This window comes from Paenibacillus sp. FSL R7-0128 (genome assembly GCF_038002245.1).
Taxonomy (GTDB): Bacteria; Bacillota; Bacilli; order Paenibacillales; family Paenibacillaceae; genus Paenibacillus_AQ; species Paenibacillus_AQ silagei.
In genome coordinates, this window is the sequence record NZ_JBBOCD010000001.1 from 7,377,857 (window position 1) to 7,398,982 (window position 21,126).

At 54.3% G+C, this 21,126-nt stretch carries 17 protein-coding genes; 1 reads left to right on the forward strand and 16 read right to left on the reverse strand.

Annotated elements, in window-relative coordinates:
* The first annotated feature begins 120 nt into the window (after window positions 1–120).
* On the forward strand, window positions 121–1,314 hold the full coding sequence (locus NST26_RS31555) for a polysaccharide deacetylase family protein (protein WP_340980670.1): 1,194 nt from the start codon (window positions 121–123) through the stop codon (window positions 1,312–1,314).
* Here the strand turns inward: NST26_RS31555 and NST26_RS31560 are convergent.
* The 16 genes from NST26_RS31560 to NST26_RS31635 all read right to left on the reverse strand — a co-directional run bounded on the left by NST26_RS31560 (window position 1,304) and on the right by NST26_RS31635 (window position 21,009).
* Window positions 1,304–2,878 carry a sensor domain-containing diguanylate cyclase gene (locus tag NST26_RS31560; RefSeq protein ID WP_036722726.1) on the reverse strand — a complete coding sequence of 525 codons (1,575 nt, stop codon included), beginning with the start codon at window positions 2,876–2,878 and terminating at the stop codon, window positions 1,304–1,306. The two genes, NST26_RS31555 and NST26_RS31560, sit on opposite strands and share 11 nt — an antisense overlap.
* 172 nt (window positions 2,879–3,050) lie before the next feature.
* A complete protein-coding gene (locus NST26_RS31565) occupies window positions 3,051–3,299 on the reverse strand; it encodes a type B 50S ribosomal protein L31 (RefSeq protein ID WP_036722727.1) in 249 nt (82 codons plus the stop codon).
* Window positions 3,300–3,576: 277 nt separating this feature from the next.
* A complete protein-coding gene (locus NST26_RS31570) occupies window positions 3,577–4,431 on the reverse strand; it encodes a diguanylate cyclase domain-containing protein (RefSeq protein ID WP_076081509.1) in 855 nt (284 codons plus the stop codon).
* On the reverse strand, window positions 4,428–6,512 hold the full coding sequence (locus NST26_RS31575) for a cellulose biosynthesis cyclic di-GMP-binding regulatory protein BcsB (protein WP_340980672.1): 2,085 nt from the start codon (window positions 6,510–6,512) through the stop codon (window positions 4,428–4,430). The genes NST26_RS31570 and NST26_RS31575 overlap by 4 nt, the downstream gene beginning before the upstream one ends.
* 42 nt (window positions 6,513–6,554) lie before the next feature.
* On the reverse strand, window positions 6,555–7,805 hold the full coding sequence (locus NST26_RS31580; RefSeq protein WP_036722729.1) for a glycosyltransferase family 2 protein: 1,251 nt from the start codon (window positions 7,803–7,805) through the stop codon (window positions 6,555–6,557).
* 34 nt (window positions 7,806–7,839) lie between these two features.
* Window positions 7,840–9,396 carry a hypothetical protein gene (locus NST26_RS31585; RefSeq protein WP_339252160.1) on the reverse strand — a complete coding sequence of 519 codons (1,557 nt, stop codon included), beginning with the start codon at window positions 9,394–9,396 and terminating at the stop codon, window positions 7,840–7,842.
* Entirely contained in the window at window positions 9,393–10,940 is a 1,548-nt protein-coding gene (gene wsfD, locus NST26_RS31590) for a glycan biosynthesis hexose transferase WsfD (protein WP_339252161.1), read from the reverse strand. The genes NST26_RS31585 and wsfD overlap by 4 nt, the downstream gene beginning before the upstream one ends.
* Before the next feature lie 23 nt (window positions 10,941–10,963).
* On the reverse strand, window positions 10,964–12,124 hold the full coding sequence (locus NST26_RS31595) for a hypothetical protein (protein ID WP_339252163.1): 1,161 nt from the start codon (window positions 12,122–12,124) through the stop codon (window positions 10,964–10,966).
* Between the two features lie 189 nt (window positions 12,125–12,313).
* Complete coding sequence (locus NST26_RS31600) at window positions 12,314–13,330, reverse strand: potassium channel protein (protein WP_339252165.1); 1,017 nt, start codon at window positions 13,328–13,330, stop codon at window positions 12,314–12,316.
* 97 nt (window positions 13,331–13,427) lie between these two features.
* Window positions 13,428–13,820: a DUF350 domain-containing protein gene (locus tag NST26_RS31605; RefSeq protein ID WP_036722734.1), complete on the reverse strand. Its 393-nt coding sequence runs from the start codon at window positions 13,818–13,820 to the stop codon at window positions 13,428–13,430.
* The gene (locus tag NST26_RS31610) at window positions 13,817–14,470 is read right to left on the reverse strand and encodes a hypothetical protein (RefSeq protein ID WP_209868705.1); all 654 of its coding nucleotides are present in this window, start codon (window positions 14,468–14,470) and stop codon (window positions 13,817–13,819) included. Before NST26_RS31610 ends, NST26_RS31605 begins: the two co-directional genes overlap by 4 nt.
* Entirely contained in the window at window positions 14,457–15,680 is a 1,224-nt protein-coding gene (locus NST26_RS31615; RefSeq protein ID WP_339252168.1) for a glutathionylspermidine synthase family protein, read from the reverse strand. The genes NST26_RS31610 and NST26_RS31615 overlap by 14 nt, the downstream gene beginning before the upstream one ends.
* Window positions 15,677–16,363, reverse strand: a complete 687-nt coding sequence (locus tag NST26_RS31620) for a hypothetical protein (protein WP_339252170.1) — start codon at window positions 16,361–16,363, stop codon at window positions 15,677–15,679. The genes NST26_RS31615 and NST26_RS31620 overlap by 4 nt, the downstream gene beginning before the upstream one ends.
* A gap of 29 nt (window positions 16,364–16,392) precedes the next feature.
* Window positions 16,393–16,611, reverse strand: coding sequence for a hypothetical protein (locus tag NST26_RS31625; RefSeq protein ID WP_036691939.1), 219 nt, complete (start codon window positions 16,609–16,611; stop codon window positions 16,393–16,395).
* A 146-nt stretch (window positions 16,612–16,757) separates the two neighbouring features.
* A complete protein-coding gene (locus NST26_RS31630; protein WP_339252173.1) occupies window positions 16,758–17,894 on the reverse strand; it encodes a response regulator in 1,137 nt (378 codons plus the stop codon).
* Window positions 17,895–17,937: 43 nt separating this feature from the next.
* Window positions 17,938–21,009 (reverse strand): ATP-binding protein, encoded by a 3,072-nt coding sequence (locus NST26_RS31635; protein WP_339252175.1) that lies wholly within the window; start codon window positions 21,007–21,009, stop codon window positions 17,938–17,940.
* Window positions 21,010–21,126: the final 117 nt, after the last annotated feature.

A 21,126-nucleotide genomic window follows, 5' to 3' on the forward strand; every position in this document is an offset into this window, starting at 1 on the left:
TACCACCACAGACCTTACAAAAACCACACCGCTTAGTTAAGATCCTGTCACATTTTTGTCTTGGCAGACGTTATAGGTTTATTATTATCTTAATATTCGGGAGATGGGGAGAATCGGACATTGAAACTGAACCTGCACAAACCGCAAACACGTTATATCCTCATCCTGCTGCTGCTGGTGGTGGTCTTCCTGCCTGTGCCTTTTAGACATAAAGCAATGACCAAGCTGAGCATTACCGGCCTTGATGGAGTCGAATTCAAGACATATGCCTATGCACTGACAGCGGATCATAAGCTGATGGTGGATAAAGACCTCGCTGAACGTATTCTTAATGCGCGTATTGGCTGGGAAAAGGAGGCTCCGCTCCCCAAGGGGGTGTACTATAAGGATCATGTGGCGGTACTCATGTATCACCATCTGACGAAAGACCCGTTAATGCTCTATCCCGGCGTATTACCCGCGGCACAGTTCGATGAGCAGATGCAGCTCCTGAAGCAGGAGGGCTTCCATGTCATTACGATGAAGCAGTACCGGGAATTCATGCTGGACCGCGCGCCGGTTCCCGATAATGCGGTTCTATTGACGTTCGATGACGGCTATGAGAGCTTTTACAAGCTGGCGTTTCCCATTCTGCAAAAGTACGGCTACACCGCAGTGAACTTCATCATTGTCTCTGATGTAGACAACGCTAGTAAGCGTCAGGTGCCCAAGCTGACCTGGGAGCAGATGCGGGAGATGAAGCGCGCCGGAATGGGCTTTTATAATCATACGTATAATCTGCATTATTACGCCGAAGTCGATGCAGAGGGCGGCACCCGCCCGGCGGCGAGCTCCCTGCTGTACATTCATGATGAGAACCGGAATGAACTGAATGAAGAATACTACAGAAGAGTAACCGGGGACCTGGCTCATGCAGAGCGCAGGCTGAAAGAAGAATTGGGCAATACCGATTCGGCTATCGCTTTTCCTTACGGCTCCTATAACGACAAGCTGCTGGAAGTCTGCGATTCACTCGGCATCCGTCTGAAATTCAATATCGGGCTGGGCCTGAGCTCCAGAACCACACTGAACGCTCCACGGATCAATGAAGGGAACCGGACCCTAACCCCAGAGCTGTCCATCCAGCAGCTGAAGCAATTCGAGCCGCCGATGATTCTGACCGTGAATGGGAAGAAGGTTCTCCTTACCGGAACTCCGCCGGAACTGCGGAACGGGAAGGTCATGGTTCCGCTGGATGCGCTATGCTCCGAGCTAGGCGTAGCGATGCATTATGACCGCAGCAGCGCTGTCCTGAAGCTGACGCCTACCCCTTAGCTGCCTGACGCACCATAGGCTCACGGCCTAAGGTTACCCGGTTCTTCCCCGTGGCCTTGGACAGGTACAGCGCCTCGTCCGCCTCGCGGTACAGGTCCTCGAAGGTCACATCTGCCTGATCCGTAAAAGCGATGCCGATGCTCACCGTAAGCTGGATGTGATGCCCCCCGTCCAGCTCCACGATGTGCTCGCCCATAGCGGTACGGAAGCTCTCCGCCTCCTTCAAGGCCGCGGCTTCGCTGCCGGCGAAGAAGCAGACGGCGAACTCTTCGCCGCCTACGCGCCCGGCAATTCCTTTGTCATGATATACCTGCATAATCTTGCCCGACAAATCCACCAGTGCCTGATCACCGGCCATGTGTCCGTATGTATCATTAATTAATTTGAAATCATCGATGTCGAACAGCAGCAAGGCCATACCCGCGCCGATCTGTGCGGAGTAACTCTGCACCAGCCTCATGAAATGCCTGCGGTTGTACAGCCCGGTCAGATCGTCCACCGTGGCCTGATGCAGCAGCTCCCGCTCATACCTCTTCTTCTCGCTAAGATCACTGAAGACCAGCAGCATTCCCGTACTCTTCGCCCGGACCTGCTCTGTGGCAATGAGCGCAACCCCATAGCAGGACCCGCTCCGGCCGGGAGGCTCGATTTCGAACTGTCCCTCCCTCCGCTGCGCATAGCAGGCCGACAGCTGCCCGTGCTGCCTCAGCAGCGGCTGAATGCTTGTGCCCATCCAGGTCTCCGGCTTCTCCTCCAGCAGCTCGGACAGCATAGCATCCGCCGCCTCATTGACATCCATTATGTAATCGTAGCGGTCTGTCAGGACGATGCCGTCCTTCATATTCTCGAAGATTTTATTCTTAGCCAGCGGATATAAGGACAGTCTGGGATCGCGGAACAAGGTGAGGTAAGCGGCCACGATGGGCGGCAGGTAAGTGAAGGCCGTGAAGCCTGTAATCGTAATCTGCAGCAGCGGAAGCAGGAACACCGACAGGACCGGGACCAGCAGACTGAATAACAGCAGCGCATTATGGCGGAAATAATACTTAGGCCCATTCAGGAGAGAGATGGCCAGCAGATATACAGCATACAGTCCGAATAACTGATCGTACGCGATGAGGATCATGCTGAGCACCGTGGGCTTCACTACGATTCCGGTAACACCGGCCACCGTAGCCAGTCCGACCTCGCTGCGCATCAGATGATGGTAAGAGTCGGTGAAGATCAGCAGCACATCCACCGCCACCGGGATACAAAAATAAATAAGCCTCTTGGACAAACCCTCAGAGGAACGGGATACATACTCTTTAATAACCGCATAGGTGAAGATCGCACTCAAAAAAAGCGGGCCCTGCTGCACATTCTTCCACCATAGCTTCGCCTCGAAGGAATCCGTTAGAATCTCTCCGGCCGTAGCCGCGAAGATCATGCTGACCAGCAGCATCAATATCCATAAATAGCATCTTCCTGGTGTATGACGGTGCTTGTAAGAACCGATGCCCATGTAGAGACTTAGAACGCTGCCCATTACCAAGTAAAACGGATAACCCTGCATCCACGGCATGTCATATTTCTCCTATTTTTGAGATTGCTTTGCCTTATTATATCCTACTCTTTCGCACAAATGAATCATTCTGCCAAAAAATACTACCGGTACCTAAGGTTCCGGACAAAACAAAAGAGGATACTCCTTCACCATCTGCATGGATGCGGGAATATCCTCTATAGCAATACCATTATTTCTTCTGAGCGAGACGTTGTTTGAACTTGTCAACGCGGCCGCCAGTTTCGGTATCTCTTTGTTTACCTGTGTAGAACGGGTGGGATGCAGAGCTGGAGTCTACACGGATCACCGGGTAAGAGTTGCCGTCTTCCCATTCCATAGTTTCACCGGATGATTTGGTGGATGAGCTAAGGAATTTGTAGCCTACGCTAGCATCGAAGAAAATAACCTGGTTGAACTTAGGGTGTATGCCTTGTTTCATTGTAGTAACCTCCTTTCCATACGGATACAACTTATGAAGAATTATTGAAGCCATCTCTTGGTCTATTTAAAAATCCGGTTAGACAAAGGGAGATGCGTAAATCTTCCGATTTTTACACGCCATACTATCATACGTGAAATGAGCCGCTGAGTCAAGAGCCTGTCCTAGAGGGATTTTACCATTCCGCCGTCGATCAGCAGGGACTGTCCCCTCAAGACCCAAATCCATCGTCCAGTCCTCCTGTCAGATTGGTTGCAGGACTTCCTGCTCCCACTCATTATACATCGTATTCCAGTTCCTTTTTGGCCTGGACGATGAAATCCAGCGGATTCTCGATGGTGTCCGCCGCATATTCCACTGCACCGATCTTCAGCCCCAGGGTGACCTTGTACTTGCCGGAGAACTCCGAGTCATTCAGTTCCTGCAGCCGCTGTTTGATCCGCTCAATGACAATCTTGGCCCCTTCCCGGTCCGTGAAGAGCAGAAGGCCCCAGGTAGCATCCTCCTTGTCCAGCAGATACAGCGCATCATTGGTACGAATGCTCGACTGGCTGAGCTGGGAGACATCATAGATGGCTTCGGACAGCTGTTCTTCCGGGATCAGGCGGCGGATTTCATTCCAGTACTTCACCTTCACCACAAGCAGCGTCAGCGGGATTTTATAACGGACCGAGATTCCGGTGAACAGGCTGGCGTCCTTCTGAAAAGAAATGCTGTTGCGCAGATCCGTATTCTCATCCACCGCAGCCAGATTATTCGTGCGCTTCAGCAGCCGTTCATTCTCCGCCTGCAGCTCACGGGTGCTTGAGGTGAAGACCCACAGCACCACCGTAAGCAGCGGGGTCATAATCAGCCAGAAATATGTCTCTACACCGATCGATGCGCCCTGCGATACCGTCTGATAGACCACGAAGAAGCCGTAGCCGAAGACAAACGCCAGATTCAGCGTCAGTCCCGCCGTGACCGTGGTGAAATACGTGACCAGCGCCAGGATGAACGATACATTCAGAATAATAATGTTCTGGACGTAGTTATCCGGTGAGCCCGCGATATATACGATGCAGGCGAAGATCAGAACCAGAAAGGCCAGGAAGCCCAGATCCGAGGTTAGACTGCTGCGGTTACGTCTCACGCTTGATCACCACGTTTCTTCTTATGTTTGCGCAGCATCAGAATCAGCGCCACGACCACCAGCGTCACGATCATCACCGCTGCGGTCACGAAGCCCAGTACATCGCTGCGCTCCATCACCCGCGAGACCAGAGAGTCCGTCTTAGCGCCGGAGACCGTCTTGAAGCGGTAGGCATTCACCGTGCCGTCCTTATCCGCCACAACGCCGTCACCGTACACCCTCCACCTGTCCTTCTCGCTCCCGATCAGCTTGGAGACTACGAAGTAGCTCTCAGAGCTGACCGCAGTGACCGCAAGCAGGCCGCGTCCGCTCTCGTAAGGGGATTCCAGGAGCTGGAGCGTGCCGATGGCGGCTCCGTACTGCTCGTCGAGGGCGATTTTCTCATTGGAGAGGAGGGTTGACCCGTCCTTGTTATACTTGAAAAAGAGCTTGCCGTTGTTGTCACGGATCACCTTATTATTCTTATAGCTCCCGATCGCAATAATATTGTTGTCCTTCAGGTTATCCGCTCCTGCGTTATCGCTGTAAAAGTGGACATCACCGGTATTTCCTCCGGCAAACTGCCCGAGCATATTGAAGACATTCCCGAGGCTCCGGTAGGTGTAATCATCCCTCTCCTTCGGCAGCACCACCGCCACACGGTTGAAGATGCCGTCCCGCAGGAACGGATACGGGTAATTGCTCAGCAGGAGGTCGGTGCGGTCCTTCGTGTTCAGGCGCATGAGCGATTCCTTGCTGATATAAGCCCACGGCATCTCCTCTTTGTTCGGAGTACAGAGCATGCTCGCAAGCTCCAGATCGAAAGCCACCGTCACGGTGAAGTTGCCGGAGATATTCAGACTCTGCGGCACATTCAGATTCAGCACATCACCGTTGGCCAGCTCCTTCGTCAGCTTCTTGCTGCCGATGGGCGTATTATTGATGCTCACGGTCACCAGGGAACGGTTGAAGTCCAGATTCGCCGCATACCGGAAATCCAGGCTGATTCTGCCGTCATCCGCAATGGAGCGGTTGGACGGGAGAGAGACGAAATACGTCTGCTCCTGATGGTTGGGCCCGGTGAGCTTGTCCCCCGTCTCCGTGAACGTAATGTTCGAGCTGATGGCCGGCGCAGGGTTCACTACATCGGTAGCATTAGTAACCACCTTCAGATCCTTGCGGAGCTGGCTCATCAGCTCCCGGCTTGCCATCAGCCGTCCGGCCTTGATCAGCAGGCTCTCGTCCCTCGAGGTCACCACCAGTGTAGGCAGGGAATCCTTGTTCACCAGCTGAATGACCGCATGGGTGCCGAGGTCGTCCGCCGTACTCACCAGCTTCTTTATTCGTTCCGGCAGATGATCATACGTAGCTACCAGCACTACTGCACTCTTGTCCTTGACGGTATCTTCGCGATAAGGCAGCAGCGGAATGGTTCTGTCGTTCAGCGTGTTGCCTTTGGCGAATCCCGAGAGGGCGTAGGTAGCACTTTCCAGCTCTGCCCCGCTGGCATTCTGCGGCACGGCGAGCAGGCTTTGTTCATTTTTTACCGTATCCATTCCTGAGAATCTGGCACTGAAATCCTGAATGCCTCCAGTAATGGGCTTCGGTGTATAATTCACAGCAATGTTCGAGGTGTTGAACAGATGCAGCCAGCTGTCCTGCATATCATCGATATTACACAGTTCATAGCCGCCCGTCGTGGTTCTTAAGCTCCCTTGTATCCGCAGCGTATTGCTGCCCTTAGTCAGGAAGCCTTTGGGCGCCTCTACACTCAGGCTCTGCTGCCCGTTATTGTCCAGGGACGGCCGGAAGGAATAGAACGGAATGCCGTTCAGCGACAGTGTTACGCTCGACAGCTTATCCTCACTGATCTGTGAGGTCTGGAATTGCAGATTGATCATCACTTGATCCACATTCCAGTAATCCATGACTGTGAAGAACTGCTGCTGGGAGCTGGAGCCCCTCAGCGAGACATCGCTGGTGAACAGCGTCTCATACGTTGCTCCCGCTTCACCGGGAAGCACCGCCGCCTGTGCCGCAGGGATTTGAACCAGGAAGAGGGAGAGGCAGAGCAGCACTGTTAGGATCTGTTTTTTCATCATGTTCCGTATCTCCTGACATCTTATTTCTGGACCTCCGGCGCACTAGTACCGCTCGGTTTTGTACCACTTGGCTTCCCGTTTGAAGATAACGTCTTTGAAATAGTTGTACAGCCCGTAAGCGGCCACTACCATCCAGAGCTGGCAATACGAGACGTACATCAGCAGAATAATCCACAGGTTCGACAGGCTCATCTCACCCTTCTCTGTGGTCAGGGTAACGAAGATCCCCACCACGAACAGCACAATAGCGAGCAGCCACAGGAAGCTGCTGAGCCCGGCGATGGTGGTATGTACATACCCCATGGCATGCAGCACGAGCAGAATATCCGAGGTGACCAGCGAGATCAGCAGGAGGAAGTAGATCGAGACATAATACAGAATATCGAAGCGGATCTTCGCCGCCTTCCGGTCGATGAGGAGCGGAAGGTTCTTCACAATGACATAGATATTGCCCTTCGCCCAGCGTGTCCGCTGCTTGAACCATACCTTCACCGTCTGCGGCTCCTGCTCCCAGGTGACCGACTTCGGCTGGAACTTGATCCGGTAGCCCATCATATAAATGCGGAAGCTGATCTCCGTATCCTCGGCAATTGCCTTCACATCCCAGCCGCCGATACTCTCGACAATGGTCCGGCGCATAATGAAGTTCGTTCCCGGGATCGTACAGAGCTTGAACAGCTTCCAGCGCCCTGCTTGCGCCATCCACTGGAAGGACAGAGTCTCGATATTAATGAACCGGGTCAGCAGGCTGGCATCCCGGTTGCGGGTTCTGAACTTGCCGATAACCGCCCCTAGGGAGGCATCATTCATAATCTCTGCCACCAGGTATTTCAGCGCCGTGCGCTCCGGCGTATTGTCGGCATCATAGATCGCAATCAGCTCCCCGCTACTGCGGGTAAAGCCGATATTGAGCGCATTGGATTTCCCTTTGCCGCCTGTGACGGCGTCCGTATTGATAATGATCAGCTTGCGCTGCGGATTCCGCTGCTGGATAGCATCCAGCAGCTCAGCGCTATTGTCTGACGAATTATCATTGATGACGATAATCTCATACCGGTCATGCGGGTAATCCAGTGCCAGCAGGGATTCCACGGTTTTGCTGATGACGACCCCCTCATTGTGAGCAGGAACCATAATCGTCACCATGGGATGCTCCCCGGTAATCTCAGGCACCGGTTCGTTTTCCGTTTGAATGTAGTACAGATACCCCGCTATAATCAGCATCACATTCACCAGCAGCAGGGACCAGATACAGATGACCGCGATCACCATCAATACGTCTGAGATCGTCATAGTATTCTCCTAAACTCGCTATATTTTTCCCGGATTACTTGTTCAAATATTTCCTGCGGTACATTCTGTAGCCGATAGTGAGCAGGCCGCCGAACAAGAGCAACGCAGCCAGGATCACGATGATGAAGAATTGATTCTGCACGCTGAACAGTCTGTTGAAGCTTGTCGCCTGCTTCTCCTTGTACTGGAAATCAACGGCGACCTTCTGCGGGGTATAATCGACATCCAGTGTGTTGCCATCCAAGCGGATCACCCCGTCAGCAGATTCAAGAGTGTGCTTATCCGTGCGGACCGTATGCGCCTCCTGCTTATAGTCTGCGAAGGTATACCATTCCGCATTCAGATTCTGCAGAAGTTCCTCCAGCCCGCGCTCATCCTCCGGCAGGTCCAGCGTCACCGCCGTATTCAGCGGAAGCTCCGGCATCGCCTTTCCTGTTCTGCCAACTCCCTGCAGCAGCGCCGGGGGCAGACTGTACAGAGAAGAAGAGAAGGCCGCTGAGGTGTCTGTCTGCTCCATATAATGGGTCTCTCCGTCCGGGAAGAGCACCGCCGAATTGAAGAACCCCATGCCTGCGGCCGAATACTCCTTGTCATACGTCCAGTAGCTCTCGGCAGCAACGCCGAGCGGTGCCACGCCCCCTTCCGCCAGCACATTAATGAACTGATTCATCTTCCCGCGCAGGGACCGGTCATTCGAATTAATCGGCGGTCTGACCGCAGGGGCATTGACCACGATGCTGCCGTTGCGGGACTGGACGGCTCTGAGCGCCTCCAGATACCGCTTCATAGCGGGGAAATCCGTATTCGCGAATACCGGACGGACACTGGCGATGAAGGGAATACCGCTTCTATACAGGCGGTCTGCCATCTGCTCCAGCAGATTCAGATCCGAGAAGGGATAGATCTCCTTGATGACCAGATACATCTGCGGCTGTGCGGTATAGTGCAGCCAATCCTTCAGCACATAGGCCGCAGCTATAGCTGTGAAATCGCCCTGCTTCAGATAAGGCAGGTAAGCGGAGCGGCCGCTGCTTACCGCAAACGGCAGCTGCGCCCCCCCATCTGATGAGGACCACGTTCCATAAGAACGCCCCGCGTCCGAAGCGGTGATATATGGCATCCCTTCGACCTCCACCGGGATTCCGGTGAATCCGCCGATGGAGAGGCTTGCGCCCGCTCTATGCCATACCCCGGTCTTCAACCGCAGCGTCTGCTGCATCCGGGCAGGCGGTCTATATCCAACATGCAGCATAGCCCCCTTGTACCCGGCTGCTTCCTGAAGGTAGTCTTGATTCGTAATCTCAAGCTCATCATTGTTAATCACAGTGATCACGCCGGAATAGCCCTTCATGCCGCCCGGCTCATAAGAGGAAATAGGCTTCAGCGTGACCTGTGCGCTGTAGGCGGCAAGCAGCCGTTGCAGCTCGGCCACATTCCCCTGCTGGCCTGAATTCTTCGCCAGACTGTCGAACAGCAGCAGAATCCGCTGCGCCGGAGCCGGAGAAGCGGCAGCGGATGCCGGACCGGCAGACGGCAGCAGATCACCCGCCAATACAATGAACAGCAGAATGACGATTCCTCTGCGTCTCACATGCCCACCCCTTTATTCAGTGCCGGATATTCCTTGAGCGGCCGTGCAGACGGCGCAGACGGCACCGATCTGCGTGATGAGATTCCGCGGCCGATTACGCTCGCAGCCGTCTGGAAGATGATCAGGTCGAAGGCCAGGGTGAACAGGAATTCATGCTTGGCAATATCCGCGTCACCCGCCCCGATAATGGAGACTACGATACCCGACAGTCCGACCAGCATCGTTGCCAGAATCACCAGCAGACGCTGCATCCCCCGGAAATCCCGGGTACGGATGGACCGGACGAACGATGGCATATAGACCCCTATCGTTACGGCCATCCAGAGAAGAATGAAGGCGAAGGGACGAGGGGCCAGCTTCTCCTTAAGTGTGCTGTACAAGCTGAAGAAATGACTCTGTGCCCGGAACTCCTTGCCTGCGGACAGCTCATAGTTCCCCATAGCCGCTGGCTTAATTTTATAGGCACTCTCAGCAGCCGTATCCAGGATTGAGCCCAGCTCATTCGGGTGAGAAGCATAATAGGTCAGAATGGAGACGAAGCCGTAACGGCTGTAGAAATTTTTATCCAGCAGCTCGGATTTCACATCCACCGTCCCGTATTGGTCATAGTACGTATTCTCTTTGAGAATCGCGTACTGTTCATTGATCCCGAAGGAACCGAGCGCAGTCTCCGGATTCTTGGATTCCATCAGCACCCCACGCGTCATCGCATGATACTGGTTAATATTCACGAACTCTTTGGAGATATTAAGATACGTTGCAATTCCGGCGAACATCATCAGACCGGCCGACAGCAGTGTCACCCAGCGGAATAGCTTGTCCCGGCGGATCAGCACCAGCGGAATCGAGAGCAGGGAAATCACCATCCCCACCGGAGCATTCTGCTGCTTGGAGGTGGTCAGAATCAGGGTGCTGATCAGCAGGATCGCCAGCATGGCATAATCGTTGTATCTCTTCCGGTACAGTAGCAGCCAGGAGGCGAACACCAGAATCATGGTCACCATCACCAGGCTCTCGCCGAAGAAGGAGCTGAAGTAGTTGGTGTAGCCTGTATCCCCGAAAATGAACACCGCAAGCGCCGCGACTGCCATCCCCCGCTTTGGTGACATTTTCAGCGTGATCGCTTCAACCAGCAAGTACACTGCGGCAACATACAGCAAGGTGTAGATTGCAGCCTGGAAGCGGATATCGAAGACCTCGCGGCTGAAAAACAGCTTGTTGACGAAAATAGCCAGCTTGATAAACAGGGACTGGGAGGAGACCACCATCGTGCTGTTCTCGTTGAAATATTGAAAGATTCCGAACTGCTTCACGAAATAGCCGAAGTACTGGCTGTCATAGTCCGGAGCATTGAAATAAAGGCCGTTGCTATAGATAATCCGGTAAAAGTCTCCATTATCCGCCATGCCGATATAAGGGGAGGTAAACAGCGAAATAGCCGTCACCAGCAGCACGCAGAACGCGGCGGCAAAGGCCGGAGTAATCCGAAAGCCAGCCAACGTGATACCGGGCCGGGTCGATGTAAGCTCTAGGTTGTTTATCATTCCGATTCCCCTTTTTGGTTATATTATGGAGCCTTATAGGAGTACGCCAGCAGTGCCATCAGGTTGTCAAAAGAGTAGGCCTGCCCGGAGGCAGGATCACCGAAGCCGCCATATAGCGGACTCAGAGGATCTGTCACCCTGAATTCATTCATCCGGTCCATACTGGACTGATAGAGCTCACCATCCTCCAACACAGCTCCAATCATGGCTGTGAGCGCGTAGACCGCTGTTGAACGAATATCATTAGCCGGCTTGCCCTCACGTGTATATTGTCCGAACAAGGTTCCCGCTGCGACCTGAGCTTTGATGTAGCTGATGCTTGCCGGCCGCTCGCGGCCGATCTCTGCCAGATGAAGAATTGTCAGCAGAGATTCTACCGAGTTGATGCCTTCAGAGCTGTACTGTCCGCTCTTGTAATCGAAGCGGGTCTCATAGAATGGAAAAGAATCGGACAAATATCCCTCCTCCAAAATACCGCTCATATTCTTCAACAAATTCTCTTGTAATTCGCTAGATATCGACAATTTCTGCAATACACTCAGATCAATATAACACAAAGTTACGAATCCGTTGACCATTTTCAAATAATTGTCATAGATGTCATAAATGTAACCTTTTTTAGTGTTGTTTTTATAGAAACGTTCTCCATATTTATCGGCTTCTCTGGTATATTCCGGCTGGTTAAATGCCTGCCCCGCCTCATATAGCGCTCCGATCATCCGCAGGTCATCCACCGCTGCATTCACGGGGTAACGCTTCTGCTGCCTGGGACTGTAGCGGTAGCTGAAGCCGCCCTCCATATCGAAGATTCTGCGGGCCGTCTTCCACTGCCGGTCGAACAGCTCCTGATTGCGGGTCCGGACCGCAGTCTCCATCAGGAGAGAAGCGGACTCGCTCAGAATCTCATGACCGGTAGCCACCTCTGCCGATTCAGAGGTCTCCTTCAGATTCGTATATACCCCGTCGGGTCCTGTAAGCTGCGTATTTATGAAATGGTATAATTCCTGCTGTTCCAGTGTAGGCTCAAGCTGCGGCGCTTCATCCGGCCGTGTAGTCCCTGCGGGAGAGACCGCCGGAGTATAGACGGGAGAGGATGGCGCCGGTCCGGCCTGATTGCCGCCGCAGGAGGTTAGCAGGAGCAGCGACATCCCCAGAACAGCAGCCTTGCTATATCTGCTTTCCAATCGATCACATCCTTAAATGACAACTACCAATTGATCCATACTAATATAACGGTAATTATTGTCACATTATTTACTGTTTGTTCGAACATTATGTGTCGCCTTCACATATTTCTCCTTTTCCGCCAAAAAAAAGAGCCGCTCCATGTCTTAATGACCGGAACAGCTCTTATGAATGCTTAGGTATTATCTCTAGCTCTCTTTAATTCTCCGGTACGTGGCCTCATCGGCGACGATGTAGAGTCTGGCGTCTGCCGGAATCGGCCGGTCAAGCTTGCGGTTAATGCCCAGGTCGCCCCGGTCGGACAGCAGAGTCGCCCCCTGACGCAGCAGATCCTGAAAGGCCTCCCCATAGGTTGTCCAGCCGCTGCGGCGGGGAATCTCATAGATATCATCCCCGTGCTCGCGGCTGAGCAGCTGGGTGATCACCTCAGAATTGCCCTCCTGCAGCGCAGAGCGCACCGCCAGTCTGGAGATCGCATCATGGGAGAGCACGAACTCGTTCACCTGCACATGCTTGAAGTTCTTAATGTTCTTCTCCTGCATAATCTCTACGGTAGTATGTACCTGCGGGGCAATCCGCTCAATGCTGGAAGCAATCAGCAGCGACTTGCCGTCGCTTAAGGAAGCTTCGTCGATACGGGTGTCGCTGAACACAATCGCTGCTCTGGCGCTCCCGATATTCGCCTTCAGCAGAATGTCATCGCTTGCCGCATCGCCGCTGATGAAGTGGACCTGCTCCATGGCTTCCAGCGGATGCCGTCCGTTCTCATCGATAATGACCACTTTGCATTCCTTGTCGTAACACAGAATCTCATCTACTGCCGCCTGTGTCTTGCGGTTCCAGTTAATCAGCACGACATGATGTTGTCCGTGAAAGGTCAACGTTCCGGCTCCTCTCCTGCGCTGCATCTCGCCCATGGCATCGATAATCTTGCCGATCACCAGACTGAGCAGACCGATGCCAAAGATATATAAGAAAATCGTAAACACCTTGCCTGTGACGGTAGCGGCAAAGTAATCGCCATACCCGACGGTAGCCATGGTGGTCATCACCCAATAAAAGGCGTTGAACCAGCTATGAAACGTGTCCGGCTCCAGCAGGAAGGCGATGGTTGCGCTGAGAAGAATGAAGGCCAGAATAATAAAGGCAATGGACTTCTTCTTGAGATGAAGCAGCTTGCCGGATAATTGGATTAGAAAATGCAATGCTCATCCCTGCCTCCCGGGTGAATTGAGCCGGCGGGCAGCAGCCTGCGCCGAGTCCCTTGCGGGGCACAGCCGCCCGCCTGCCAATCGAGTCTACCTAAATAATCAGACTGCTGACCGCAAAGGCCGTCCCGATGAACACCATGCAGAGCATGACGCCGACCGCAACATTTCCCTTCTCCAGCTGCTCTGAAATCCGGAAGCCGGGCGTGAACAGCTCGAAGATCCAGTAAGAAGCGATCAGGCAGACATACCCCACAGCGAACCAGAGCATCATGAACCAGATGGAGGTATTGGTGTAAGCGGCCACGCCTAGAATTACCGCCGTAGCCAGGAACTTGCCGCCGAACGCCAGGCCTACCGCAATATTTCCCTTTTTCAGCTCCTCCATATCCTTGAATGGAGTCATGAGCGCGAAGATCACCATACCCAGCACCTGAAGCAGAACAATGGTCAGAATACTAACCACCAGATTAATTACGATCGTCATTTAGCCCACCCCCGAAATTTCGCATAGGCCGAATCATAGTCGGCGAAATCATGTACTTCCTCCAGCACCACTGAGACTTTCTTCTGCTTCTCCAGCGCGGTATAGCGCTTGTCGTCAATCGGCTGCTTGATCCGGTTGCCGGAAGGCAGCTCCAGCACTGCGAAATTTCTGGTCTTGCTCTGGTATTCCGTCTTGTACACTCCAACCAGGTCCACATCCGTTGTGATGGATACCTTGAGATTAGCCAGATCCTCTGTGGCCGCCTTCTGGTCGGCGTAAGACTTAAGTGTCGTCCAGGCGGACAGCTTGATCTCATTTTTCTGGTCAGCGTCCGTTATCAGCTCGGCATCCATGAACTGGAGCGTCCAGACGGTGTCGCCTGTAGCATAATTCCCGTCGTTCGGGAGCAGCTCATTATCCGGCAATATAGTCATATCGCTGCCGACCAGATCGCCAACCTTGCCCTCCACCACCCGGTAATCCCATGGTACACGCGATACACTATCCGACGTATCAGTGCCGGTATGAAATACACTGCCGCTGTTCGCTGAGCATGCACTCAGCACCATAACCGCCAGTAGCAGCACTGTAGTCAGCAGGGTGCCCCGGGCTCTGCGCCCGGCAGCATGCCCCTCTCTATCCTTGAACATCTTCAAGCCCCCTCACTCCTAGCGCGATAAAATGACTGGCATTGCCTGTAATCGGCCCGCCGGCCCGGCCAAGCAGCCCGCAGGGCGTTCCGTTAATGACGAACATGCCGGTCAGCAGGTGCAGCTCACCCTCCGCCGTCATGATCCGGGCCATTTCTGCCCTTTTCTGATAGACCACGGGGAAGAGCTGGCTGCTGTCGTAGCCCTCCTCGTCCTCGATCTCAAGCGCGCCGCTGTCATCAAAGATCCGAACAGATCCGCCTTCGCGGCCGAATACGGATTTGGATACAAAGCTCTCTGAGAACACCGCCTTATTGTACGTCGGCAGGATGTACCGGGAGATGGCCTCGCGTTCCGGCTCCGTGAACAGCAGGCCAAGCTCATACATTCCCCAGACAGCGGCCATCAGCCCCTTGGACTGGAGGATGATGCTATGCGGTCCGTTGAACAGCTGGAGCTTCCCGCTCTCAATGGCATAGGCCAGAGCCTCGCCGCCTTCATCTACGGCCATCCACTCCTTCGGGTACAGCGCGAACATCCGCTCTATGATCCGGTTCTCTCCGTCCTTGACCACACCCTCATCAATCGACAGATCCAGACAATCGACACAGCGGACATCCAGTCCGCTATGCGCGGCCAGCGCCTCAATCGTTCCGCTGTCCTCCTCATGGCTGCCATAATCCACACAGGCTACCGTGTCGGGGCGCTCCACGCCCCAGGCTGCGGCAAGCTGCTGCTTCATGGCCGCATTCACGTTTCCGACGCCTGCTTCCGCGCAGATCCACGGCGTTGCAATGGAGGCCTCCACATAGCCGGTCGGAGTATCCGCATTCAGCTCCAGCAGCTTAATCGTGCCATCCCCTGCCACGGCAAAATCGAACCGGGCATACCGGCTGATCAGTCCCGGCTCCGGCAATGGACAGTCATCCAGCATATGCCATAGCACCGGAGGAATCCCCAGGAGATCGTACAGATCATGTCTGAGATGGACATAACGCACGGCCTTATCCAGAATCGCCCAGAGCGCGGCGGCGGCTTCCTTCAATTCCTGATAGGTCTCGCTGCGCATCACAGCCACCGCATCCAGCCAGTATTCCTCGTCCTCCAGATCGGCCCAGGTGAAGCCCAGCTCATGCAGCCGCTCAACCCGGGGAGCTCGTTCCAGACCGGACTGGTCTATATATTCGAATGCCTGCTCCGCCCGGATCATCCGCCGAACCCGCTCTTGCCGGAGCGCACCGAGCTTTTGCCCGAGCTTTTACTGGAGCCGGATTTGGATTTATTCGAACCCAGCCCGCTGGAGGTGCCGCCGATGCCGCCCGATTTGGAAGAGGTATTCCTTCTGGTAATGGAGCCGGTGGATGAAGTTGAGGTCTTCGGCTTCACCACCGAGCCGGCCACCGGCTTGTTCTGGAATCGTCCGCTATTATAGGAGGGCGGCTTATAGGTATTGCGTGTACCTCCATAATAAGTAGGCCGGTCATTGTACCAGCCTCTGGAAGAGTAGAACGAACCGCTATTGAAAAGCATGTGGTACAGAAGCACATCATCCCAGCCAAACCCTGAGTTATACCCGCCGTAGTTGTTAATTACTGTCGTGCCGCCGGAGGTTACAGCCCCCTGCCCTTCCTGGACCTTCTCTTCCTGGTCTTCCGGATATGGAATACTCCAGTCTACATTCTTGTCGAAATATTGCTTAACCTCCTCAGTAGACCAGGAGACCAGCTTAGGCTCCTCGCCGCCTGTGCCGCTTGCGCCTGCACCTCCCGGAATGAATAAAGCGTTAGCCAGCAGCGCAATGCCGAGCGAGGTGGATAATACGCGGACCGGTTTGCCGTCCGGCGTGAACAGCCTGCTGATTGCGGGTTCTTTAGCATCTTCGTCTTTTGCCAACTTGGGGCCTCCTTTCCTGGTATTCATCCTTAACCTTCTGTACGCATGGGAACCAGCAGAAGCTCCAGCTTCCCTTCATCTACATTCAGTCTTCCCTCTACCGCCTCGAACTCACGTCCGCCAACGACAATATAATTGACATGCTCCAGTGCCGTAACCATATTCATGCTCCAGACGCGCTCTTCAATCATTTGCAGGTCGCCTTCAGGCAGCTTCTCGAACAGGATGACCTTCAACCCGTTATCCATTCCCACTCCATCTCCTCTTGAATATTCGTATGCTTCTGATACGCTGTCATTACGCTTTCGTTTCAATTCCCGCAGCCTTGAATATGTATACCACAGCATATAAATAATAATGACAACAAGCAGTTTTGCAGTGGCCGGCTACGGGCTTACAATACCTTCTGGACCCAGCTGTCCATGACCTGGTCAGGGCGGATGCCCAGCTCATTCTCCAGGAGCTCCTTGTATTTATCGTAGTGTGTCCTGAATCCGATGAAATCCCCCAGGTCGGCGTAACTTCGCAGGATCAGCCTGCAGAGCTGGTCGGAATAAGGATCGGCTGCCTGCAGATCCAGCAGCCGCTCCAGCGCCAGCCGGGGACGCCCGGAGGACAGCTCATATTCGGCGGAATGCAGCGCCATGCGGATATACCGGACCTGCAGCTCCTTGCGCCGGATCTCTGCCCAGTCGTAATGATGCTCCTGCAGGTAGTCTCCACGGTACAGCTTCAATATCTTTTCCCGGCGCAGCCATTCCTCTTCTGACTCCACAGGCGTGCCGGCATAGCCCAGCTCGAACTCCTCCACATCCAGCAGCACCTGCTCCTTGGTCAGCCTGTAACGCTCCTGCGAGAATTCGACGAGCACCTCCATATCCCAAGCCTTCAGCAGCTTGCGGATATGGTATACCGTGGTATGCAGGTTCGTTACGGCCTTCTCGGGCTTGAAATCGGGCCAGACGAGATCCACAATGGTGTCCTTGAGTATCCACTGGCCGCGGTTATGCAGCAGCAGGGCGAAGACCTCCTGCGCCTTGCTTGTTCTCCACTGCATTTTGCGCCCCGGCTCCGTGCTGTCTGTGAATTCAAGCCGGTGGAAGCAGAGGATTGACAGCTCCTTGACAGGCGCCGCAGACGCCGGTGTAGGCGGCATCTTCACTTCAGCGCTCTCCTTGCCGACTTCCAGACGCTCAAGGGTTTTGTTTAACCGTTGGGAGGTCACCGGCTTCAGCAAATAATCCGCTGCATTGAGTTCAAAGGCTTCGATCGCATACTCGCTGTATGCGGTAATATAGACAATCCGGGTGTTCCGGTCCATACCGGCAATGTATTCACCTGCTTCCAGCCCGTTCATCTCCGGCATCCCGATATCCAGGAATACAATATCCGCCTTCTCCCGTTCCAGATGCGCAAGTCCCAGGCGTGCCGAGGTGAATTTCCCGGTGATTGTAAGACGCCCATCCTTCAGGAGCATACGCTCCAGATGCTGCAGCGCCGGCTTCTCATCGTCAATCAATATGGCCTTCATCAGTCGGACTCACCTCCTCTTCGTTCGTAGTTCTCAAATACCTTTAGGTGGGGATGGTATATGATATAGCGGTTCCCCTTCCCGGTACACTGTCGATATTCAGGCCTGCTCCGTACATCTTGAGCAGACGGTGCTGAATATTGCGCAGCCCTATGCCCCCCTCTGTCCGCTCTTCCGAGAGGACCTCCGCAATCTTCTCCGGGGTCATTCCTACACCGTCATCCGTGACTGCTACCTTGAGGCAGCCGGGCAGCAGCTCAACTGTCAGCCGTACCGTCCCTCCGGCCTCTTTCTGCATCAGGCCATGATTAACGGCATTCTCCACAATCGGCTGGATGCTCAGCGGCGGAACCATCGCCATCACATCTTCCGGCACATCGAACTCGATGTTCAGCCGTTCATCGAACCTCGCCTGCTCCAGCGCAAGATAGGATTTGACCAGTCCCAGCTCCTTCTCCATAGAAACCGTCTGTCCCCGGTTCTGGAAGTCGAAGCTGCTCCGCAGGTATTGGCTGAGGTCCAGCAGCAGCTCCGTGGCCTTGTCCGGGTCCTCCGGACAGACCGAGATAATGGCGTTCAGCGCATTATATAAGAAATGCGGCTTAATCTGTGCCTGCAGGAAGGCAATCTCCGACTGGACAGATACACGGATCGACTTGCGCATATCCAGCAGGGTCTGCATCCGTGCCTTGAATTCGCGCACCTCCACCGGCTTGCTCAGATAATCATTCGCTCCGGCCTCGAAGGCTGCGAGGATATCATCAGGACGGCTGCTCGCCATCAGCACCAGAATCGGCAGCTCGGACAAGGTGAACCGTTCACGGATGGCCTTGCATAACAGAAGCCCGGGCATTTCCGGCATTACCCAGTCGGCAATCACCAGATCAAGCTCAGGATGCTGCTGGATGATCTGGATCGCCTCCGCGCCGCTGCTGGCGGTAATCACAGAATGGTTATCCAGCTGCAATACGCCTACCAGCACGCGGAGGTTAACGGGATCATTATCCACTACCAGAATGGAGCAGCAGTCTTCAGACGGCAGTTGCACAGGTTCTTCTCCGGGAAGCGGGTACGAAGGCGCCGTCTCCCAGCCGTGAAGCTCTCCGAATTCCTCCTCCAGCAGTGCATTGCTCCTCTGCAGGATCGGCTGGGTGAAGCAGAAGACGGAGCCGTGCCCCAGTTCGGAATGTACCTCAATCTCCCCGCCCGTCAGTTCTACCAGCCTCTGGGTAATGCTGAGGCCAAGCCCGTTCTCGCGGTAGACCTTACTGGCGGCAGGACCGCTTGGATCATTGGCATCGAAGATCGTACGCAGACGCTCAGGCGCGATGCCCTGGCCAGTGTCTGTTATGATGATGGCAACATACTCTTCTTTAACCTCAGCAGACAGTGTTATCACGCCTCTGGGCGTATAATTCACTGCACTCGCGAGTAAATTATGCAGAATCTGAGCGAACCGCTGCTCATCCGTCTCCAGCAGCGGAAGCTGTTCCGGCAGACTCAGCCGGAATTCCAGCTGGCTGTTGCCGTAGACCTGACGGGTGACCGCCATAATGGAGGAAGCTGCCATGCGGAGATCGACGGCCTGCCGGCGCAGGAAGAGCGAGCCGTGATTCAGCTTCGCGAAGTCCGACATATCATGGATCAGGGCTGTAAGCCGCTTGCCCGTGGAGACAATCGTCAGCAGCTGATCCTGCTGGGCAGTGCTGATGGAGCCGGCCGTCCCCTGAGCCAGCACCTTGGCCATGTTGACAATCCCCTGCAGCGGCCTCCGCAGCTCCTGCGAGGTATCGGAGATGAAGTCATCCTTCAAGCCGTCAAGCGACAAAAGGCGGCGTGAGAGCTGTTCCACTTCGCGGAAGGAAGCTGCGTATTGCCGGGTCATAAGGATCGCCTGCACGAACCCGAACAGGAGTATCTCGTAGGAGATGATGAAATAGCTGAAGGTCATGCCCATGAAGCTGACCAGATAATAGATAATGACCACGCTCAGGCTCTCGATACTGACCATCATCAGGAACATATTCTTCGGATTTCGCCGGGTGCCCTGGACCATGGAGTAGAGCACGAAGCCCAGGCTTACGGAGCCCCAAGTCAGCAGCAGAACCTCCAGATAGCTGAACAGATAGGCCGGGACGAAGGCAGCAATCAGCAGCAGGAATGCCGTAACCAGCCTGGAGGCCTTAATCATCCCAATGGACATCGGGTAGTTCACTGAATTGGCGACATAGTGCAGGAGATAATAATAGACCAGTGTAGAGGACGCAAGTTGCAGCTTGAGTATAATCTCGTAAGGGAAGCCGGGCAGCGCCGCCAGGATAAGCTTTTCACCATGCGTAAAAATGTAGACAAAGGCCGCTATGCAGAACAAGCCCAGATACAATGTGACCCCCCGGCTCTCCCTTACCTTGGAGAACATCAGCAGGAAGAGGGCTAGCACGAAGAATCCGATCAGTGCAGCCCCGTCTACAAACAGGGCAAATTCCCTGTGCTTCAAAATAGCGGCCTGATTACCGATCACAATCGGCTGAACGATCCCGCCTGAGGAGTAGCTGTAGTTAGCTACCTGCACAATAATCTCCATGGTATCCCCGGTTACCGAGGCGAATCCCATAAAAGGCATGTTATTCTGTCTGCCCTCAGAGGCCGAGGCTGCCGGGGTTCCGCTGCTTCCAATCTCCTGCCCGTTCAGATAGACCTTGCCGGCACTGCGGATGTTGCTGGTGCGCAGGCCGTAGACCATGGCTTCCCCTGGGGTAATCTTCGCCTGGAGGCGGTATGTAGCATAGCCTTTGGCTCTGCGCCCGCCCTGTTCAGAGATATCGTCGTTCCACTTCCCCGGGACCTGAATCATCGTAGAGGCGGCGGGGACCTCCTTACCAGCGTTCACCGGATGGAAATCCTCAGGCGACAGCAGCACATCCCGGTACAGCTCCCACTCTCCATCCAGCTTCATAATCCCGTCGTGGCGGGCGTCCCAGGAGCGAAGGTCAATCACACCCTGCACCGCCTGCGGCCTGTCTCCCTTAATCTGATGTGTCTGGAGGACCGAGAGCAGCGGAACGATCAACACCAGCACCAGACTGCCGAGAATGCTCAGCCAATACTTTCTCATGTCCTCTGCCAGTCCCTTCTAGTTGTCATTGTATAAATTATACAACAGACTCCGTTCATCTGAAGCAAAAAAAGCCGAGTTCCATTTATTTCGGAATCGGCTGTTCATCTTATTAGA